At 69.0% G+C, this 18,927-nt stretch carries 15 protein-coding genes; 6 read left to right on the top strand and 9 right to left on the bottom strand.

What is annotated here, in order from left to right:
• The 6 genes from RR3_RS05295 to RR3_RS05270 form a co-directional block, all read right to left on the bottom strand.
• Nucleotides 1-1,115, bottom strand: a 1,115-nt coding sequence (locus tag RR3_RS05295; RefSeq protein ID WP_174557548.1) for a cbb3-type cytochrome c oxidase subunit I, incomplete at its 3' end; no start/stop codon positions are given.
• A 601-nt stretch (nt 1,116-1,716) separates the two neighbouring features.
• Nucleotides 1,717-2,826 (bottom strand): alcohol dehydrogenase catalytic domain-containing protein, encoded by a 1,110-nt coding sequence (locus RR3_RS05290; RefSeq protein ID WP_064065927.1) that lies wholly within the window; start codon nt 2,824-2,826, stop codon nt 1,717-1,719.
• Nucleotides 2,827-2,915: 89 nt separating this feature from the next.
• Entirely contained in the window at nt 2,916-3,677 is a 762-nt protein-coding gene (locus tag RR3_RS05285; RefSeq protein WP_017681902.1) for a glycerophosphodiester phosphodiesterase, read from the bottom strand.
• Nucleotides 3,677-5,053 (bottom strand): ABC transporter substrate-binding protein, encoded by a 1,377-nt coding sequence (locus RR3_RS05280; protein WP_017681901.1) that lies wholly within the window; start codon nt 5,051-5,053, stop codon nt 3,677-3,679. The genes RR3_RS05285 and RR3_RS05280 overlap by 1 nt, the downstream gene beginning before the upstream one ends.
• 44 nt (nt 5,054-5,097) lie before the next feature.
• The gene (locus RR3_RS05275; RefSeq protein ID WP_017681900.1) at nt 5,098-5,934 is read right to left on the bottom strand and encodes a carbohydrate ABC transporter permease; all 837 of its coding nucleotides are present in this window, start codon (nt 5,932-5,934) and stop codon (nt 5,098-5,100) included.
• The gene (locus RR3_RS05270) at nt 5,934-6,893 is read right to left on the bottom strand and encodes a carbohydrate ABC transporter permease (RefSeq protein WP_026138035.1); all 960 of its coding nucleotides are present in this window, start codon (nt 6,891-6,893) and stop codon (nt 5,934-5,936) included. Before RR3_RS05270 ends, RR3_RS05275 begins: the two co-directional genes overlap by 1 nt.
• A gap of 312 nt (nt 6,894-7,205) precedes the next feature.
• Between RR3_RS05270 and RR3_RS05265 the strand changes: the two genes are divergently transcribed.
• Together RR3_RS05265 and RR3_RS05260 are read left to right on the top strand one after the other, a co-directional pair.
• A complete protein-coding gene (locus RR3_RS05265) occupies nt 7,206-8,015 on the top strand; it encodes a DeoR/GlpR family DNA-binding transcription regulator (protein ID WP_017681898.1) in 810 nt (269 codons plus the stop codon).
• Nucleotides 8,016-8,021: 6 nt separating this feature from the next.
• Nucleotides 8,022-8,702 (top strand): HAD family hydrolase, encoded by a 681-nt coding sequence (locus RR3_RS05260; RefSeq protein WP_064065928.1) that lies wholly within the window; start codon nt 8,022-8,024, stop codon nt 8,700-8,702.
• Between the two features lie 53 nt (nt 8,703-8,755).
• Here the strand turns inward: RR3_RS05260 and RR3_RS05255 are convergent, their stop codons facing one another.
• Nucleotides 8,756-9,838 (bottom strand): ABC transporter ATP-binding protein, encoded by a 1,083-nt coding sequence (locus RR3_RS05255; protein ID WP_040273054.1) that lies wholly within the window; start codon nt 9,836-9,838, stop codon nt 8,756-8,758.
• A gap of 188 nt (nt 9,839-10,026) precedes the next feature.
• Between RR3_RS05255 and ggh the strand changes: the two genes are divergently transcribed.
• Nucleotides 10,027-11,364, top strand: coding sequence for a glucosylglycerate hydrolase (gene ggh, locus RR3_RS05250; RefSeq protein ID WP_040273051.1), 1,338 nt, complete (start codon nt 10,027-10,029; stop codon nt 11,362-11,364).
• A 102-nt stretch (nt 11,365-11,466) separates the two neighbouring features.
• On the opposite strand, the gene RR3_RS05245 is transcribed toward ggh, so the two are convergent.
• Nucleotides 11,467-12,924 carry a catalase gene (locus RR3_RS05245; RefSeq protein ID WP_017681894.1) on the bottom strand — a complete coding sequence of 486 codons (1,458 nt, stop codon included), beginning with the start codon at nt 12,922-12,924 and terminating at the stop codon, nt 11,467-11,469.
• 106 nt (nt 12,925-13,030) lie between these two features.
• Nucleotides 13,031-14,842, bottom strand: coding sequence for a sigma-54-dependent Fis family transcriptional regulator (locus RR3_RS05240; RefSeq protein WP_010596328.1), 1,812 nt, complete (start codon nt 14,840-14,842; stop codon nt 13,031-13,033).
• Between the two features lie 163 nt (nt 14,843-15,005).
• Between RR3_RS05240 and RR3_RS05235 the strand changes: the two genes are divergently transcribed.
• The 3 genes from RR3_RS05235 (at nt 15,006) to RR3_RS05225 (ending at nt 18,925) form a co-directional block, all read left to right on the top strand.
• Entirely contained in the window at nt 15,006-16,634 is a 1,629-nt protein-coding gene (locus RR3_RS05235; protein WP_010596327.1) for a ferritin family protein, read from the top strand.
• Between the two features lie 90 nt (nt 16,635-16,724).
• Nucleotides 16,725-17,768: a 2Fe-2S iron-sulfur cluster-binding protein gene (locus RR3_RS05230; RefSeq protein ID WP_048771201.1), complete on the top strand. Its 1,044-nt coding sequence runs from the start codon at nt 16,725-16,727 to the stop codon at nt 17,766-17,768.
• Nucleotides 17,769-17,818: 50 nt separating this feature from the next.
• Nucleotides 17,819-18,925 carry an aromatic/alkene monooxygenase hydroxylase subunit beta gene (locus RR3_RS05225; protein ID WP_040273022.1) on the top strand — a complete coding sequence of 369 codons (1,107 nt, stop codon included), beginning with the start codon at nt 17,819-17,821 and terminating at the stop codon, nt 18,923-18,925.
• The last annotated feature ends 2 nt before the right edge of the window (nt 18,926-18,927 follow it).

Here is an 18,927-nt window from a genome sequence, read left to right as displayed (position 1 = left end):
CCGAACAGGAAGGTGACGATGAACCCGACCGAGAACAGCATCGGCGACTCGAACGTCAGCTGCCCCTTCCACATGGTGCCGATCCAGTTGAAGAACTTCACGCCGGTGGGCACCGCGATCAGGAACGTCATGAACGAGAAGTACGGCAGCAGCACGGCGCCGGTGGCGTACATGTGGTGCGCCCACACCGCGATGGAGAGCGCCGCGATCGCCAGGGTCGCGTAGACCAGGCCGGTGTAGCCGAAGATCGGCTTGCGGGAGAAGACCGGGAAGATCTCCGAGACGATGCCGAAGAACGGCAGCGCCAGCACGTATACCTCGGGATGACCGAAGAACCAGAACAGGTGCTGCCACAGCATGACACCGCCCGTGCCGGGATCGAAGATGTGAGCGCCGAACTGCCGGTCGACGAACAGGGCGATCAGCGCCGCCGCCAGCAGCGGGAAGATCAGCAGGATCAGCAGCGAGGCGATGAAGGTGTTCCAGGTGAAGATCGGCATCCGGAACATGGTCATGCCGGGGGCGCGCAGGCACACGATGGTGGTGATGAGATTGACCGCGCCGAGGATCGTGCCCAGGCCGCCGACGGTGAGGCCGAGGATCCACAGGTCCGCGCCGACGCCGGGCGAGTGCAGCGAATTCGTCAGCGGCACATACGCCGTCCAGCCGAAGTCCGCGGCGCCCCCGGGGGTGAGGAAGCCGGCCGCGGCCATGAGGCCGCCGAAGACGTAGAGCCAGAAGCCCACCGCGTTCAGCCGGGGGAAGGCCACGTCCGGTGCCCCGATCTGCAGGGGCAGAAGATAATTGGCGAAACCGAAGAACACCGGCGTCGCATAGAGCAGCAGCATGATCGTGCCGTGCATGGTGAAGAGCTGGTTGTACTGCTCGTTCGACAGGAACTGCAGGCCGGGCACGGCGAGCTCACCCCGGATGAGCAGCGCCATGAGCCCGCCGACGAGGAACCACGCGAAGGCCGCCACGATGTACATCACACCGATCACCTTGTGGTCGGTGGAGGTGACGACCGTGAGGATCCTCGAGCCTTTCGGGCGGTGGGTCGGAGGATACGGCCGGTGCGCGTCCGGCGTCCTCAGTATCGGCGCGACATCGACCATGACCACGACTCCTGCCTTCGGGCCCGCCTCCCGGCGGGGCATCGAGTTCCGACCTGCTGCCGCGAGCGGGCGGATTCGCGGCCGCCCGCTCGACCGGCGGCGCAGACGTCCGAGCGGAGCCGCCGACCGTCGGCGCGCTGACTCTTGCACCGCCGCATCGACATCGGCAATGAGACGTGGAGCACGTCCACGGCGCGGCGTGGACTCGCCCAGGTGCGCCGGACACCGCCCGCTGCTCCGGACGGGCCGGGCCGTCGCGGACGCCGGGGTCGTCGTCGGCCGGGTCGAAAATCACTGATCAACAGGTTTTTCCACAGCTGTGGATACTCGCGTTCGCGAGCGGTCCGGGCACCCGCCGCGCACCGGCGGGACGGGAAACGCACCTCGACTCCGGCACGGCCGGAGGGACCGAGGACCGGGAGAAAAGGGTCCGAAGACTCCCGTCGCATGCGCCCATCGGTCGGAGCAGTCCGGCGCCGAGCGGGGGACCGAGCGGCCGGGACGCGCGGGCACCTCGTCCCCGTCCGCCCCGGACGTCCGGAAAATCATTTTCCCACAAGATATCCGGTCCGGGACCTTGGTCCCGGCCGACGTCCGGCGCTCAGTCGTCGAACACGACGACCTGACGTACGGCCAGGCCGTCGGCGAGCTGGTCCATGGCCTCGTTGATGCGCGAGAGGGGGATCCGGGAGGAGATCAGTTCCTCCACCGGCAGCCGGCCCTCGCGCCACAGGCGCGCGTACTCGGGGATGTCGCGGCGCGGCACGGCCGAGCCCAGGTAGCTGCCGACGATCGTGCGGGCCTCCGCGGTCACCGTCAACGGGGAGATCACGGCCGTCGTCGTCGGGGCGGGCAGGCCGACCGTCACGGTCGTGCCGCCGGGTGCCGTGAGGGCGAACGCGGTTTCGAACGCGCGTGCGCTGCCGGCACATTCGACGACGTACCGGGCTGCGACGCCCCGCTCGAGCGCCTCGCCCGGGGTGTAGGTCTCGTGCGCCCCCAGTTCACGGGCGCGGGCGAGCTTGTCGTCGAGAGTGTCGATCGCGACGATGCGCGAGATCCCCTGCGCGACGGCCGTCAGGAGAGCGGCCATGCCGACCCCACCGAGGCCGACGATCGCGATGCTGTCCTGCGGCCGCGGCCGGGCCGCATTGAGGACGGCACCCCCGCCGGTGAGCACGGCACAGCCGAGCACCGCGGCGACGTCGGGCGGCACGTCGTCGTCGACCGCGACGGCCGACGCGCGGTCGATCACCGCGTGCGTCGCGAAACCCGAGACCCCGAGATGGTGGTGCACCGGGTGACCGTCGCGGTGCAGGCGCCGGCCGCCGTGCAGGAGTTCGCCGGCGTTGTTGGCGGCGGACCCGGCGGTGCAGGGCAACCGGCCGTCCTCGGCGCAGTTGTCGCACGCCTCGCACCGCGGCAGGAACGACATGACCACCCGCTGCCCCACCCGGAAGTCGTCGACGGCCGAACCGACCTCGACGATCCGTCCGGCCGCCTCGTGTCCGAGCAGCATCGGCACCGGACGAACCCGGTTGCCGTCCACGACGCTCAGATCGGAGTGACACACCCCGGCCGCCTCGATCCGTACCAGGAGCTCGGTCGGTCCCGGCGGATCGAGCTCGAGTTCGGACACGCTGATCGGCTTCGACTCGGCGAACGGCCGCGGCCGGCCGATCTCCTCCAGGACTGCGCCGGTGATCCTCATCTGCCGCTGCTCCTCGGGTCCGTCGGACGGTTTCCCCGACCACGGTATGGCCTGCGCGGGCCGGCGGAAAACACCACCGTCGGCCCGCGTCACCCGACCGGTCGGGAAACGAGTGCCGCCGCGAGCCAGTACCGGGCCGCGCCCGGGTCGTCGGCGGTGCCGCCGTCCAGGCCGAAGGCGAGTGCGCGCCCCACGTCCTCCGGTCCTCGCAGCGGCCAGCCGTGCATCTCGTAGCCCAGGCCCCGGACGCGGTCGACCAGGGCGGCGGTCAGGCCGTCCCAGCCGCAGAAGAAGGCGCTGCACCCGGTCTCGGCCAGCACGGCCTCGATCCCGCCCGGATGCCGCTGCGCGTCCGGGTAGCCGAGCGTGATCAGCCCGCGCGGCACGGTCGGGGCATGCTCGGCCAGCAGCCGCAGGTCCTCCGGTCGAAAGCTGGTGAAGCGGACACGGGCGGTGTCGGCGGGCCGGGCGGCGACGATGCGTGCCACCTCGGGCACCACGGCGGGTGTCTTGATCTCGACCTGCAGGGTCACCGTGGTGGCGTCGAGCGCCTCGTCGAACGTGAGGACCGGATGCCCGGAGTCGAGCTGCACGGCGCGCAGCCGGTCGAGGTCCAGGTCCGCGACCGGGCCGAGACCACGCCCCGACTCGTCGGCGGCGACCCGGTCCAGCGTCGCGTCGTGCAGCACGATCGCGGCGCCGTCGGCGGTGAGGCGGACGTCGAGCTCGATCTCGTCGGCGCCGAGTTCCTCGGCGAGCAGGAACGACTCGACACTGTTCTCGGGGGCGTGCGCCATCGCGCCGCGATGCCCGACGATCGTGAAGGGGCGGGCGGGTTCGGGCGCGGGCATCAGGCGACCATCTCCTCGTACCGGGGGCGAAGGATGTCGGCCTCGACGCGCAGCTTCTCGGCGGTCTGCCGCAGGGTCGTCGCCGCGTCGGCGTTCTCGGTGTAGAGCTTCTGGATGGCGGTGCGCATCTCGACTATGGCGCTCGAGACGTAGCGGCGAACGGCGTCGGGCTGCCGGGCGATGTCGAGTTGTTCGACGGCGAGCCGGTAGTACGGATTCTCGGCCATGCGCTGCTGCACGGTGGCGGATTCGGCCGCGCCGATCGTCGCCGGGAGGTAGCCGGTGCCGACGGTCCAGTCGGCCGACGGTTGCGGCCGGGACAGGTATGCGAGGACCTTCGCGGCAGCCTCCTTCCGTTCGGGGGCGGAATGTTTCATGATCGACAGTCCGCCGCCGCCGGTGGGTACCCCGGTGGTGGTGGCCGTGGGCAGGAAGCCGGCGCCCACCTCGAAGTCCGCCCCGGAGATCAGGCCGGTGAGCGAGCCGGTGGAGTTGGTGATCGTGGCGACGAGACCGTTGGTGAAGTCGTTGTTCATGCTCTGCGCGAGGTAGCCGATCCGGTCGTCGTTGACGATCGCACGGTCGAACTCGGCGGCCGTGATGCTCTCCGGCGTGTCGAGCACCACGTCGAGACCCTCGGAGATGCCGCCGCCGAAGTTCCACAGCAGGCCCTGGAAGTACCAGTCGTCGGTGCCGGTATAGGCGCGCATCTGCAGTCGGTTGCCCCGGTAGTCGCGACCGGTGATCTCCTTGCCCCAACCGCGGAACTCCTCCCAGGTGGCCGGTGCCCGGTCGGGCAGACCGGCCGCGGCGAAGACCTCCTTGTTGTAGTAGAACAGCGGTGTCGAGCGGCCGTAGGGCACCCAGAACGACTGTCCGCGCACGACGCCCTCGTCGAACAACCGCGTGTGGAAGGTGGCGGGTCCGAAGTCGTCGGTGAAGTATCCGTCGAGGGGTTCGAGGCTGCCGTTGAGGAAGAAGATGTTCCAGTGCACATCGGAGAACACGGCGATGTCGGGAATCTGCCTGGCCTGCAGGCCCGCGGCGAGCTTCTCGGACACCCCGTCGTAGCCGTTGAACGTCTGGATCTCGGCGTAGATCTCGGACTGGGAGTCGTTGAAGTCCTTGATGATCGTGGCGAGCCGGTCGCCGTTGTTGCCGGTCCACGGACTCCACATCACCACGTTGGTGCGGCCGGCGTATTCGGCCGGCGGTGCGACCTCGGGTTGGCCGAACGAGGCCGAGGATCCGGCAGTGGGGCTTCCGCAGGCCGACAGGATCGGCACGGCGGCGGAGGCCATCGCGGCGACGGTGAGGAACCGGCGCCGGCTCAGGCGTGCCGAGGTGAGCGGCGAGGGGCGGGAAATCGGGGACATGATCTCTCCTGGAGGGGTTTTCGTGATGCGGAAGAAGGGTGAGGTCAGCGGCGGACGGCGGCGCCGGCCATTCCGCTGATGATGTAGCGCTGGGCGAGCAGGAACAGCAGCAGCATCGGCACGACGACGAACGTGGTGCCGGCCATGATCGAGCCCCACTGGTCGACGCCTTCGGTCTCCTTCAGATACATCAGGCCGATCGGCAGCGTGCGCATCTGCACGGAATTGGTCACCAGTAGCGGCCAGATGAAGTCGTTCCACTCGTCGATGACGGCGATCAGTGCGACGGTGATCACCGCCGGCAGCGACATGGGCAGCACGAAGTGCACCAGCCGGCGCAGGTGCCCGGCGCCGTCGAGCTCAGCGGCCTCGAGGACCTCCGGGGCGATCCCGCGGAAATGCTGACGCAGCAGGAAGGTTCCGAACGCACTTGCCAGCCCAGGTAATACGATGCCGGCATAGGTGTTGATCAAACCGAGGTTGCCGACGGTGATGTAGTTGATCAGCAGGGTCACGTGGCCGGGTACCATCAACGCACCGAGCACCGCCACGAAGAGCAGGTTCCGTCCGGGGAAGGACAGGAACGCGAACGCGTAGGCGCTGAAGACGGCCAGGACCACCTTGAGCGTGGCGCCGACGGCGGTGACGACGAGCGAGTTGATCAGGAACCGGTCGAACGGGGCGGCCTCCCAGGCGCGGGCGAAGTTGTCGAGGACGAACTCGCTCGGGAGCCACTGCAGCGGCCACCGGTAGATCTCGGCCTCCGGCTTGAAGGCCGAGCTGAGCATCCACAGGAAGGGAGCGGCGAACACCAGGCCCGTCACGACGAGCGCGGGCAGCGACCGCAGTCGCGCGATGCGGCGGGGAACGAGGGTGGCCATCAGTAGTGCACCTTCTTCTCGACGTAGCGCATCTGGAACACCGTCGTCGCCATCAGCACCACGAACATGATCATCGAGCCGGCCGCGGCCGACCCGGCGTCGAACTCGCGGAATCCCTGCTGGTAGATGAACCAGCTGAGGGTCGTCGTGGCGCCGGCCGGCCCGCCTCCGGTCATCATCGCGATCAGGTCGAACGACTGGAATGCGGCGATGACCTGGGTGACGAGCAGGAAGAACGTCGTGGGTGAGAGCAGCGGAAGGACGATGTGCCGCAGCGACTGCCACCGGCCGGCGCCGTCGAGCCGGGCCGCCTCGAGTACTTCGGACGGAATGGACTGCAGGGCAGCGAGGTAGACGATGGCGACGAAGCCGACACCCTTCCACACCGCGACGATGATCAGGGCCGGCAGGGCCCACCGCCCGGACGTCGTCCAGTGCGGAGAGTCCGCGCCGACGACGGAGAACAGGACGCGGGACAGACCGTAGTTGGGGTCGAACATGAACAGCCAGATCGCGGCGACGGCGGCCCCGGAGAGGATGTGCGGGGAGAACGCCAGTGCGGTGACGGCGCCGCGGCCGGGCAGGCGCACGTTGAACAGCAGGCCGAGCGCCAGTCCTCCGCACAGGCTGGTGCCGACCACGCAGACCACCCAGATGCCGGTCAACCGGAGCACCCGCAGGAACGCGGGGTCGGTGAACAGAGCGAGGTAGTTGTCGAGACCGACGAACAACGGTTGCGGGGCGATCATGTCCCACCGGGTCAGGCTCAGATAGGCGTTGCCGACGATCGGCCAGTAGGCGAATACGACGATCAGCGCGAGGTTGGGCAGCGCGAACAGCGCGAACAACAGTCGCTCGCGGCGCCTGCGCCGGGTGCGGCCCGGCCGGGGTGCCGAGGCCGGGATGTCCGGGGAGCGGACCGCCGGGTCCGTCTCGCGCCGGGTCAGTGTCACGGACACGTCCACCGTCCTTGTCGAAATAACATCGAGTAGTTAAGAACCGAAGCGGCCGGGACGATGGTGGCACCGGTTCCGGCGCCCGGTCAAAACGGGCCGGAAGGTCTCCGGTACGCGGTCGCGGAATCCAAAAGTGCGCGAAAAAATCTGCAAAGCAATGTTTTGGATCTCCAAGTCGGGGAGGGTTCCCGTCCGGGTTGCTTGCGGTTGGTGGCCCGTCGGCCATCATTTCCCAGTCCGTTCACGCGGAGTTAATAACACGACTGGTGATATAAAGTCCGTGTCGATCATCAGAACGAGAGGAGGTGATGCGCGATGTCCAGAGCGAGCCGCAACCCCCGCCAGGAAAGGCTCGACGCGATCCTCGAATCGCTGCTGGCGGACGAACGTGCCACGGCCCAGGCCCTTGCCGAGCGGTTCGGTGTGTCGCTGATGACGGTGCACCGCGACCTCGACGAACTGCAGCGCCGCGGCGTCGTCCGCAAGTTCCGCGGCGGTGTCAGCATCGAGCGCACCGGCACCTACGAGATCGCCGCGGCGGTCCGGCGCCGCCTCGCGCTGCCGCAGAAACTGGCGCTCGGCGCCGCCGCGGCGCAGACCGTCGCCCCCGGCACGTCGATCATGCTCGACGACTCGACCACCGTCGCGACGATGATCGACCACCTGGCCGGTGCCGAAGACCTGCGGGTGGTCACCAACTATCTGCCGGGCCTCGCCGCCCTCGCCCGTCACGCCGCTGTCGAGACCGTGGCTCTCGGCGGCACATACGACGTCGGGCACGAGTCGTTCCTGGGCGCCGGAGCGCTCGCCGCCGTCCGCGGCGTGCGGGTGGACACCCTGTTCCTGTCCACCACCACCGCGGACGCGGACGGGCTGTACCACCAGGAGGATTCGATCGTCTCGCTCAAGGCCGAGATGCTGCGCGTCGCCGACCGGCGCGTCCTGCTGCTCGATTCCGGAAAGATCGGCCGCCGATCCTTCCATCTCGTCGCCGGCTGGGACGCGATCGACGACGCGATCGTCGACGACGCCGCACCGGCCCACTTCGTCGACGCTCTGCGCACCCGCGGAATCCGGGTCCAGGTCGTCCGCGTACCGCCCACCCCGAACCCGGATCAGGAGTAGCCCCGAATGCACACATCCCCCGCCGTCCACGCGGTGCTCTGGGACATGGATGGCACCCTCGTCGACACCGAGCCCTACTGGTTCCGCGCCGAGCGGGAACTACTGGCCGCGTTCTCGATCCCGTGGAGCGACGGGCAGGCAGCCGAACTCGTCGGCTGCGCGCTGCCCGAGACCGCCCGGGTGCTGCAACGTGCCGGGGCGGACCTGCCCGTCCGCGCCATCGTCGACGGGCTCGTCGACTCGGTCGTGACCCAGGTGCGGCAGGCGGTCCCGTGGCGGCCGGGTGCGCGGGAACTGCTCGGCGAGCTCGCCGCGGCGGATGTGCCGTGCGCGCTCGTCACGATGAGCGAACGGCCCCTCGCCGACGAGATCGACCGCCTGCTGCCCACCGGCACGTTCCGGTTCCTGGTCACCGGCGACATGGTGAGCAACGGCAAGCCTCACCCCGAGCCGTACCTGCGGGCCGTCGAGGCGCTCGGTGACGACCTGGGCGCACCGCTCGACCCCGCACGCATCGTCGCGATCGAGGACTCGTTGCCGGGACTGGCGTCGGCCCGCGCCGCCGGCGTCGTGACGCTGGGGGTACCGAACGTGGTTCCGCTGCCCGAGAACCCGGGGCACACCCTGTGGCCCACCCTGGCGGGACGCTCGATCGCGGACCTGAACGACCTCGTCTGCCAGAACTGAGCGGACCGAACCGGTGGCGGAGCGAGCCCGTTCCTGCTCCGCCACCGCACGAGTCAGGCGCTCAACCGCATACCGGTTTCGGCGTCGAACACGTGCACCCGCGCCGGGTCCGGTTGCAGTCGCACCACCGTGCCCGCCGGCGGCGGGTTGTGTCCGTCGGTGCGGAACACCACATCGCGGCGGTCGCCCTCGACCGCGGCGCCACCGTAGACGTAGGCGTCCGCCCCGAGTTCCTCGACCATGTCGACGGTCACGTCGAATCCGGAGTCGCCCGCGGACAACGCCAGGTGCTCCGGGCGAAGGCCGATCGTCACCGTGGCACCCCGCGCGGCGGCGAGCACGTGCCGCGGCACGGGCACGAGGTGCCCGCCGATCCGCACCCCGCCGTCGGCGATCGGCGCCTCGAACAGGCTCATCGCCGGAGAGCCGATGAAGCCGGCGACGAAGGCGTTCGCCGGCCGGTCGTACAGCGCCCGCGGCGTGTCCACCTGCTGGAGCCGGCCTCCGTCGAGCACGGCGACCCGGTCCCCCATGGTCATGGCCTCGACCTGGTCGTGCGTGACGTACACCGTGGTCACGCCGAGCCGCCGGGTCAGGCGCGCAATCTGGTTACGGGTCTGCACGCGCAGCTTCGCGTCGAGGTTGGACAGCGGTTCGTCCATCAGGAAAACCTGCGGGCTGCGCACGATGGCCCGGCCCATCGCCACCCGCTGCCGCTGCCCGCCCGACAGGGCCTTCGGCTTGCGGTCCAGGTAGGCCGTGAGATCGAGCATCGCCGCGGCCTCCCGCACGCGGGCGACGCGCTCGTCCTTCGGGACCCCGGCGATCTTCAGCGCGAAGCCCATGTTCTCCGCGACGCTCATGTGCGGGTACAGGGCGTAGTTCTGGAACACCATCGCGATGTCGCGGTGGCGCGGTTCGACGTCGGTGACGTCGCCGGCGCCGATGAGCAGCCGCCCGGAGTCGACGTCCTCGAGCCCAGCGAGCATCCGCAGCGAGGTCGACTTGCCACACCCGGAGGGGCCGACGAGGACGAGGAACTCGCCGTCGGCGATGCGCAGGTCCAGCGCATCCACTGCCGGGGACTCGGCCCCCGCGTAGTGCCGGGTGGCGTGGTCGAAGGTCACTGAAGCCATTGTCTCGAAATCCCTTCACGGGCAGGAACGTGCCCGACGATCCGTGGTGAACGGACGAATGTCCACCGGCCAGTCCACCCGGTACAGGTGACGGTCCGGTACCGCCCGGGCCAACGGGTGGTGTCCGCTCGGCGTCCGGGACCGCGCCCCGACGCGCGCCGAGGGCCGGGCGGTCGCACAATGATGCGATGCCGGACCGCGGATTCACCCACACCCAGCTCGCCGCGCGGGCTGCCTATCTGCTGCGCGGCAACGACCTCGGCACGATGACCAGCGCCGCCCCGAAGCTGTACCCGCACATGTGGAGCTGGGACGCGGCGTTCGTCGCGGTGGGGCTGGCCCCGTTGAGCGTCGAGCGGGCCGTCGTCGAACTCGACACCCTGCTCTCCGCGCAGTGGCGAAACGGCATGATCCCGCACATCGTGTTCGCGAGCGGGGTGGACGGCTACTTTCCGGGACCGGCGCGGTGGGCCTGCACCGACCTGGCCGCCGCTGCCCCGCAGGGGCCGCAGACCTCCGGCATCACCCAGCCACCCGTGCACGCCATCGCGGTGCAGCGGATCCTCGACCACAGCCGACGGCACGGGCGCACCACCCGTGCCGTCGCCGAGGAGTTCCTGGACCGTCGCTGGCCCGACCTGGTGCGCTGGCACCGGTGGCTGGCCCGGGCCCGCGACCTCGACGGCAACGGCCGCATCGCGCTCTACCACGGCTGGGAATCCGGCATGGACAACTCGCCCCGGTGGGACGCGGCGTACGCCAACGTCGTCGCGGGGGCGGTGCCGACGTTCCGGCGCGAGGACCTCGCCCATGTCGGCGACGCGAGTCAGCGGCCCACCGACGCCGAGTACGCCCGCTACCTGTGGCTGCTCGAGGAGATGAAGGAGGTGCGCTACGACGACGACGCCCTGGCCACGGCCATGAGCTTCGCCGTCGAGGACGTGTTCGTCAGTGCCGTGTTCGCGCTGGCGTGCGAGGTGCTCGCCGTCATCGGGGAGGAGCATTCGCGCCCGAATGCGGACGTGCGTGAGCTGCACGAGTACGCGGACCGGTTCCGTCGCGGCGTGCTCGACACCACCGATCCGCGTACCGGCGCCGCCAAGGACTTCGACCTGCGCAGCGGCCGCTGGATGGCCACCGACACGATCGCGATGTTCGCGCCGTTGCTGTGCGGGGGTCTGCCCCGCGGCACCGAACGGGCCCTGTTGCGCACCTTCGAGGGCCCGAAGTTCTGCGGGCACCCCGACCTGCGCTACGCCGTGCCACCCTCGACGTCCCCCGTCTCCCGGGACTTCCGTTCGCGCGAGTACTGGCGGGGACCGGTGTGGCCGGTGATGACGTGGCTGTTCTCGTGGACGTTCGCCCGCCGCGGCTGGGCGGAGCGCGCCCATCTGCTGCGAGCGGAGGGCTTGCGGCAGGCGAGCGACGGCTCGTTCGCGGAGTACTACGAGCCGTTCACCGGCGAGCCGCTCGGCAGCATGCAGCAGTCGTGGACCGCGGCCGCGGTGCTGGACTGGCTGGGCTGAGCCGCCCGGGCCGGCAGCCGCGCGCCCGCCTGTCGGCCGCGTCGGCACTCGACGCGGCGAACGACCGAGGGTTGCGCGGCTGCCGGACGGATCACCGGTCGCTCACAACGCCCCCAGTGCCTCGCAGGCCTTGCGAACTCCCTCACCGTAGGCCGGATCGGCCTGCGTGCAGTTGGCGATGTGCCGTTCGATCGTCGTCACCGATGCCCCGGTGATCGCGCGCGCGGTGTTCTCGAACAGCACGGTCTGCTGCTCGGCGGTCATGGCGCGGAACAGGATCCCGGGCTGCTCGAAATAGTTGTCGTCGTCTGCGCGGTAGTCGAATCGGTCCGCGACGGCACCGACGGTCAGCGGCGGGTCGGCGTACCCGCGTTGCTCCTGGAATCGGCCGTACGAGTTCGGCTCGATGCTCGGGACGCTGCCCTGGTTGCCGTCCACCCGCATCGCGCCGTCGCGGTGGAAGGAGTTCACGTGGGCGGCGGCCCGGGGGCAGTTCACCGGGATCTGGTGGTGGTTGACGCCGAGCCGGTAGCGTGCGGCGTCCCCGTACGAGAAGAGCCGGCCCTGCAGCATCCGGTCGGGCGAGAACCCGATGCCCGGGACGACGTTCGCAGGGGAGAACGCGGCCTGCTCGACGTCGGCGTGGTAGTTGTCCGGGTTGCGGTTCAGCTCCAGCTCCCCCACCTCGAGGAGCGGATAGTCCTTCTTGGACCACACCTTGGTCAGGTCGAACGGGTGGTAGCGGTAGGTCGCCGCGTCGGCCTCGGGCATGATCTGCACGTACAGCGTCCATTTCGGGTGGTTCCCGGCCTCGATCGCCTCGTACAGGTCCCGCTGGGCGGATTCGCGGTCGCCGGCGATCACGGCCGCGGCCTCCTCGTCGGTGAGGTTCCGGATGCCCTGCTGGGTGCGGAAGTGGAACTTCACCCACGACCGGGCGCCCGCGGCATCGACGAACGAGAAGGTGTGCGAACCGAATCCGTGCATGTGCCGGTAGCCGTCGGGGATGCCGCGGTCGGACATCACGATCGTGATCTGGTGCAGGGCTTCCGGCAGATTGGTCCAGAAGTCCCAGTTGTTCTCGGGGTCGCGAAGGTTGGTCCGCGGATCGCGCTTCACGGCATGGTTGAGGTCGGGGAACTTGAGCGGATCGCGGAAGAAGAACACCGGGGTGTTGTTGCCGACGATGTCCCAGTTGCCCTCCTCGGTGTAGAAGCGGACGGCGAAGCCGCGGATGTCGCGTTCCGCGTCGGCGGCGCCGCGCTCGCCGGCGACGGTGGAGAACCGGACGAACACCTCGGTCTGCTTGCCGATCTCGGAGAACAGCGCGGCCCGGGTGTGCCGCGTGATGTCGTGGGTGACGCGGAAGGTGCCGAACGCGCCGGAACCCTTTGCATGCATGCGCCGTTCGGGGATCACCTCACGGTCGAAGTGCGCGAGCTTCTCGAGGAACCACACGTCCTGGAGGAGCATGGGTCCGCGGGCCCCGGCCGTGAGACTGTTCTGGTTGTCCGGCACAGGTGCGCCGGCAGCGGTGGTGAGTCCGTTGTGGTCGGTCATCGATCACTCCTGTCTGGTCACCCCGGTGGGGTGAACGTCTCTGCGCTCAGCAGTGTTTCGTGCGGAGCAGTGTCCCGTCGTCTCAATTTGACACGCACACTCGGAATCAGAGGGTGATGCCGAATTCTCGGATCTTGCGGTAGATCGTCGCCCGCGACATGCCGAGGGCCTTCGCGGCGGCCACCTTGTCGCCGCCGTGCAGCGCCAGCGCCTCCACGATCGCGTCCCGCTCGAGGGACTCGAGCCGGGTCAGACTCCGGCGGGTCGTCGCCCGGCACTCGGCGGGCAGGTCGGCCGGCTCGACGGTCCCGGATCGCCGCCGCCGGCAGAGCTCGTCGAGGACGCCGCGCAGATGGGTCACGTTGCCGCTCCACGACAGCCGCATGAGCTGGTTCGCCGCGGCCGGGGAGAGCGTGAGGCCGGAGGCGCCGGCGGCGTCGAGCAGGAACCGGACCAGGTCGGGCACGTCCTCGAGTCGATGCCGCAGCGGGGGAACGGAGATCGTCTTCGGGAAGAGGCGGAGCAGCGCGTGGGTGTCGCTCTGCCCCTGCGGCGGCTGCATGGTCAGGGCGACCCACGGCGCGGGCGCGCGCGTGTCCTGGGCGACGGCCTGCAGGAACGACTCGAGCGCCGCGAACTGGTCGTCGCCGAGGACGTGGGCGTGCAGCACGGCGAGGTCGCCACCGTCGTCGAGGGTCGCAGCCGCGCGTTCGGGCAGCTCGTCGCCGTCGAGCTGGACCGCGTCGAGGACCGTCAGGGCGTGCCCGGACCGGACGTGGTCGTGCGCCGCCTGGATCAGGGCGGCCTTCCCGACGCCCGGCTCACCGTCGAGGACGAGCCATTCGCCGCGCCGGCACGCCTCGACGACGCCTTCGACGGTGCGCTGCCACTGGGCGCTGCGGCCGGCCAGGGCGCGCGGCGCGGGTGGGGCGACGGCCCGGGTGGACCGGCTCCGGGCGACCTGTTCCTTGATCCGCACGACCCCGCCGGCGAGCCGGTCGTCGACGAAGGTGGGCTGGTAGGACAGCCGGGCCGTGGTCCCGCTCGGCAGGTCGGCGAGCAGGGTGAACGGCTCGTGCCGTCCCCGCGCGTCGCGGGTCCGGTCGATGATCGCGGCCTGGTCGCGCGAGTCGAACCGCTGCTGGGTGAGGGCGTTCATCATCAGGACCTCGTCGCCGATCGCGATGACCGGACGGCCCGAGTGCTGGCATGCCGCGTGGTAGTCGTGCAGCAGCGCCCGGTCCAGCTCGTTGGCGTCCTCGAGGATCCGCTCCCGGATGCGGGTGGCGGCGAGCTTGGCGAACGAGAGCAGCAGCGAGTTCGTGTTCTCGGCCTCGGTGGTCAGGTCCACCACGCCGAGCAGGGCCCCGGTGACGGGATGGGTCACGAGTGCGCCCGCGCAGGAGAACTTGCGCAGATGCCCGCTGTAGTGCTCGTCGCCCCGGATGAGCAGCGGCGCGCCGACCTCGAGCGCGGTGCCGATGCCGTTGGTGCCGACCTGGGACTCGGAGTACCGGAACCCCGGTGCGAGGTGGACCCGGTCCAGCGCGCCGAGCAGGCGACGGTCGCCGCCGTAACGGCTGAGCACGGTGCCCTTGCCGTCGGTGAGGATCAGGCTCACCGGTTCGTTCTCGATCTCCGCCGCCAACGCGCGCAGCACCGGCCGGGCCGCCCGGGTGAGGACGGTGTCGGTGGGAAGGGCTTCGACGTAGTCCGCGGCCGGGCGATCGGCGTCGACCTTGGCCTCCCGGGAACGCACCCAGGACACCCGCAGCCAGTTGCGGACCCGCCGATCGCCGAGATCGGGGAAGTCGCCCGCACGGACCGATTCGCCCGATTCCTGAAGCGAATGCCCGTCCCGGGACCCGCTCCGGTTGTGTTCACCCACCTCGATCTCCCGGTCGTCCGGAGTTGTCACGCCACCTTCTCCTCGGATCTCGCAAGAGCAAAGGTAATCACATCGATTGTGACCTGAGTCTCACATTGAGACAGATCGGGGTTGCACACCGGGGTTGTATCGGCACCCACACCCCACCGTCCACGGCTGGCACAGAGCCGGCTCCCGATCCAGGAGGCGCACATTGAGTAGGCAGAGCCTGACCAAGGCCCATGCAAAGATCACCGAGCTGACGTGGGAACCGACGTTCGCGACGCCGGCCACCCGCTTCGGCACCGACTACACGTTCGAGAAGGCCCCCAAGAAGGACCCTCTCAAGCAGATCATGCGGTCCTACTTCCCCATGGAGGAGGAGAAGGACAACCGGGTCTACGGCGCGATGGACGGCGCGATCCGCGGCAACATGTTCCGCCAGGTCCAGCAGCGCTGGCTGGAGTGGCAGAAGCTGTTCCTCTCGATCATCCCGTTCCCGGAGATCTCCGCGGCCCGCGCGATGCCGATGGCCATCGACGCGGTGCCCAACCCCGAGATCCACAACGGTCTCGCGGTGCAGATGATCGACGAGGTCCGGCACTCGACGATCCAGATGAACCTCAAGAAGCTCTACATGAACAACTACATCGATCCCGCCGGGTTCGACATGACCGAGAAGGCGTTCGCGAACAACTACGCGGGCACCATCGGCCGGCAGTTCGGGGAGGGCTTCATCACCGGTGACGCGATCACCGCGGCCAACATCTACCTGACCGTGGTCGCGGAGACCGCCTTCACGAACACCCTGTTCGTGGCGATGCCCGACGAGGCCGCCGCCAACGGTGACTACCTGCTGCCCACCGTGTTCCACTCGGTGCAGTCCGACGAGTCGCGCCACATCTCCAACGGCTACTCGATCCTGCTCATGGCCCTGGCCGACGAGCGGAACCGGCCGCTGCTCGAACGCGACCTGCGCTACGCCTGGTGGAACAACCACTGCGTGGTCGACGCCGCGATCGGCACGTTCATCGAATACGGCACCAAGGACCGCCGCAAGGACCGCGAGAGCTACGCCGAGATGTGGCGGCGGTGGATCTACGACGACTACTACCGCAGCTACCTGCTCCCCCTCGAGAAGTACGGGCTCACCATTCCGCACGATCTCGTCGAGGAGGCGTGGAAGCGCATCACCGAGAAGGGTTACGTCCACGAGGTGGCCCGGTTCTTCGCCACGGGCTGGCCGGTGAACTACTGGCGGATCGACGCCATGACCGACGCGGACTTCGAGTGGTTCGAGGAGAAGTACCCCGGCTGGTACTCCAAGTTCGGCAAGTGGTGGGAGAACTACAACCGCCTCGCCTACCCCGGCCGCAACAAGCCGATCGCGTTCGAGGAAGTCGGATACCAGTACCCGCACCGCTGCTGGACCTGCATGGTGCCGGCCCTGGTCCGCGAGGACATGGTCGTGGAGAAGGTCGACGACCAGTGGCGGACCTACTGCTCGGAGACGTGCTACTGGACCGACGCGGTCGCCTTCCGCGGTGAGTACGAGGGCCGGCCCACGCCGAACATGGGCCGTCTCACCGGTTTCCGGGAATGGGAGACCCTGCACCACGACAAGGATCTCGCCGACATCGTGCAGGACCTCGGGTATGTGCGCGACGACGGCAAGACCCTCGTCGGCCAGCCGCACCTCGATCTCGACCCGAAGAAGATGTGGACCCTCGACGACGTGCGGGGCAACACCTTCCAGAGCCCGAACGTCCTGCTGAACCAGATGACGGACGAGGAGCGCGCAGCGCACATCGCGGAGTACCGCGCCGGCGCCACGCCGCTCTGACACCGGGCCCGGCGGGCGGCGCCGCACCACATCCGGCGCCGCCCGCCGACACCACCAGCACAGAAATTCACGAGCCCAGGAGACACCCCCGTGGCCGACACGCACCGTATCAACTTCGAGCCCGTCGACATCGAGATGGAGGTCGGCGAGGACGAGTACATCCTCGACGCCGCCTTCCGGCAGGGCATCCACCTGATGCACGGCTGCCGCGAGGGTCGCTGCTCGGCCTGCAAGTCCTTCGTCCTCGACGGCGACATCCAGATGGAGGACTACTCGACGTTCGCCTGCAACGACGCCGAGACCGACGAGGGGCACGTGCTGCTCTGCCGTTCGACGGCCTACAGCGACTGCACCATCGAACTGCTCAACTTCGACGAGGACGAACTCCTGGGTGGTATCCCCATCCAGGAGGTGCGCACCCGGATCACCGCGATCGAGCCGATGACCAAGGACATCGTGTCGCTGCAACTGCAGCCCGTCGAACCCACGGAGTACGACTTCAAACCGGGTCAGTACTCGGACCTGCAGATACCGGGAACCGAGGAACATCGGTCGTTCTCCATGGCGACGACCCGATCGACGCCGGGACACGTCGAGTTCCTCGTCAAGAAGTACCCCGGCGGAAAGTTCGCCGGCCTGCTCGAGGACGGTATCGCGGTGGGCGACGAGATCGCGCTCACCGGGCCCTACGGATCCTTCACCATCAAGGACGGTCACGTCCTGCCGATCGTCTTCATCGGCGGCGGCGCAGGCATGGCCCCGATCCTCTCGCTCCTGCGGCACCTGAGCGAGACCGGCAGCACGCGACCCGTCCGGTTCTACTACGGTGCCCGCACGCCGGCCGATCTGTTCTACGTCGACGAGATCCTCGAACTGGGAAAGACGTTGACGGACTTCGTGTTCACGCCCTGTCTCTCGGAGTCGTCGGAGCCGGCACCGTCCGGCCTGCCGGACGTCGAGGAGGGCAACGTCACCGACGTCGTGGGCCGCCGCGAACCGGAGATCCACCGGTGCGAAGTCTACCTGTGCGGGCCACCGCCCATGGTCGACGCGGCTCTGGAACTGCTCGAGGTGCACAACACCCCGAAGGACCAGATCTTCTACGACAAGTTCACCAGCCCGGCCTTCGAGTAGGCGCCGTAGGAAACCACACCGCTCCTTCACCGACAGAAGTGAGATACGAGATGACCGCAACCACCGAGTCCAAGCAACGCAGTTTCCCGAAGATCGAGTTCACCGACTCCGAGGCCGGCGCGCTGGAGTTCCCCAGCTCCCGCAGCCGCACCTTCACCTACTACACGCCCGCCAAGAAGCGCTCGACGATGTACGAGGACGTCACCGTCGACGTGCAGCCCGATCCCGAACGGCACCTGTCGCAGGGCTGGATCTACGGCTTCGGCGACGGGCCGGGCGGATACCCCAAGGAATGGACGACCGCGAAGTCGTCGAACTGGCACGCCTTCCTCGACCCCAACGAGGAATGGGACCAGACGATCTACCGCAACAACGCGGCGGTCGTGCGCCAGGTGGACCTGTGCCTGCAGAACGCCAAGCGTGCCCGCGCCTACGACGGCTGGAACACGCCGTGGCTGAAGTTCATCGAGCGCAATCTCGGCGCCTGGATGCACGCGGAGAACGGTCTGGCGCTGCACGTGTTCACCTCCATCCAGCGCTCCGGCCCCACGAACATGATCAACACCGCGGTGGCGGTCAACGCGGCGCACAAGATGCGGTTCGCGCAGGACCTGGCGCTGTTCAACCTCGACCTGTCCGAGGCCGGGATCCCGTTCGAGGGGGCCGCCCACCGGGAGGTCTGGCAGTCCGCGCCGGAATGGCAGCCCACCCGCGAGGTCGTCGAGCGGCTGACCGCGGTGCCGGACTGGTGCGAGCTGCTCTTCGCCACCAACATCGTCTTCGAGCAGCTCGTCGGCTCGCTGTTCCGCACCGAACTGATCATGCAGATCGCCGCCCGCAACGGCGACTACATCACGCCGACGATCGTCGGCACCGGAGAGCACGACTACGACCGGGATCTCGCCTACACGCGCAACCTCTTCCGGATGCTCGTCCGCGACGAGCAGCACGGGGAGTCGAACAAGGAGTTGTTCGGGACATGGCTGGCGACGTGGGTGCCGCGCTGCCTCGACGCGGCCCGCGCCCTGCAGCCGATCTGGTCCCAGCCGGCGGACAAGGCGGTCACGTTCGCCTCCAGCCTCGACGCCGCCGAGGCGAAGTTCCGTTCCCTGCTCGAGGATCTCGGGCTCGACATCCCGAAGGAGTTGGACCAGTGAGC

It is taken from the genome of Rhodococcus ruber NBRC 15591, assembly GCF_001894945.1.
In the GTDB taxonomy this organism is placed as follows: Bacteria; Actinomycetota; Actinomycetes; order Mycobacteriales; family Mycobacteriaceae; genus Rhodococcus; species Rhodococcus ruber.
The sequence above is the reverse complement of the archived record's forward strand: the minus strand, read 5'-3'. Positions and strand labels throughout refer to the sequence as shown.

Bases quoted from the DNA above. Each gene is read 5' to 3' on its own strand.
- RR3_RS05290 (WP_064065927.1), bottom strand. From the start codon at position 2,826: ATGAGGATCACCGGCGCAGTCCTGGAGGAGATCGGCCGGCCGCGGCCG.
- RR3_RS05285 (WP_017681902.1), bottom strand. From the start codon at position 3,677: ATGCCCGCGCCCGAACCCGCCCGCCCCTTCACGATCGTCGGGCATCGC.
- RR3_RS05280 (WP_017681901.1), bottom strand. From the start codon at position 5,053: ATGTCCCCGATTTCCCGCCCCTCGCCGCTCACCTCGGCACGCCTGAGC.
- RR3_RS05275 (WP_017681900.1), bottom strand. From the start codon at position 5,934: ATGGCCACCCTCGTTCCCCGCCGCATCGCGCGACTGCGGTCGCTGCCC.
- RR3_RS05265 (WP_017681898.1), top strand. From the start codon at position 7,206: ATGTCCAGAGCGAGCCGCAACCCCCGCCAGGAAAGGCTCGACGCGATC.
- RR3_RS05260 (WP_064065928.1), top strand. From the start codon at position 8,022: ATGCACACATCCCCCGCCGTCCACGCGGTGCTCTGGGACATGGATGGC.
- RR3_RS05255 (WP_040273054.1), bottom strand. From the start codon at position 9,838: ATGGCTTCAGTGACCTTCGACCACGCCACCCGGCACTACGCGGGGGCC.
- ggh (WP_040273051.1), top strand. From the start codon at position 10,027: ATGCCGGACCGCGGATTCACCCACACCCAGCTCGCCGCGCGGGCTGCC.
- RR3_RS05245 (WP_017681894.1), bottom strand. From the start codon at position 12,924: ATGACCGACCACAACGGACTCACCACCGCTGCCGGCGCACCTGTGCCG.
- RR3_RS05225 (WP_040273022.1), top strand. From the start codon at position 17,819: ATGACCGCAACCACCGAGTCCAAGCAACGCAGTTTCCCGAAGATCGAG.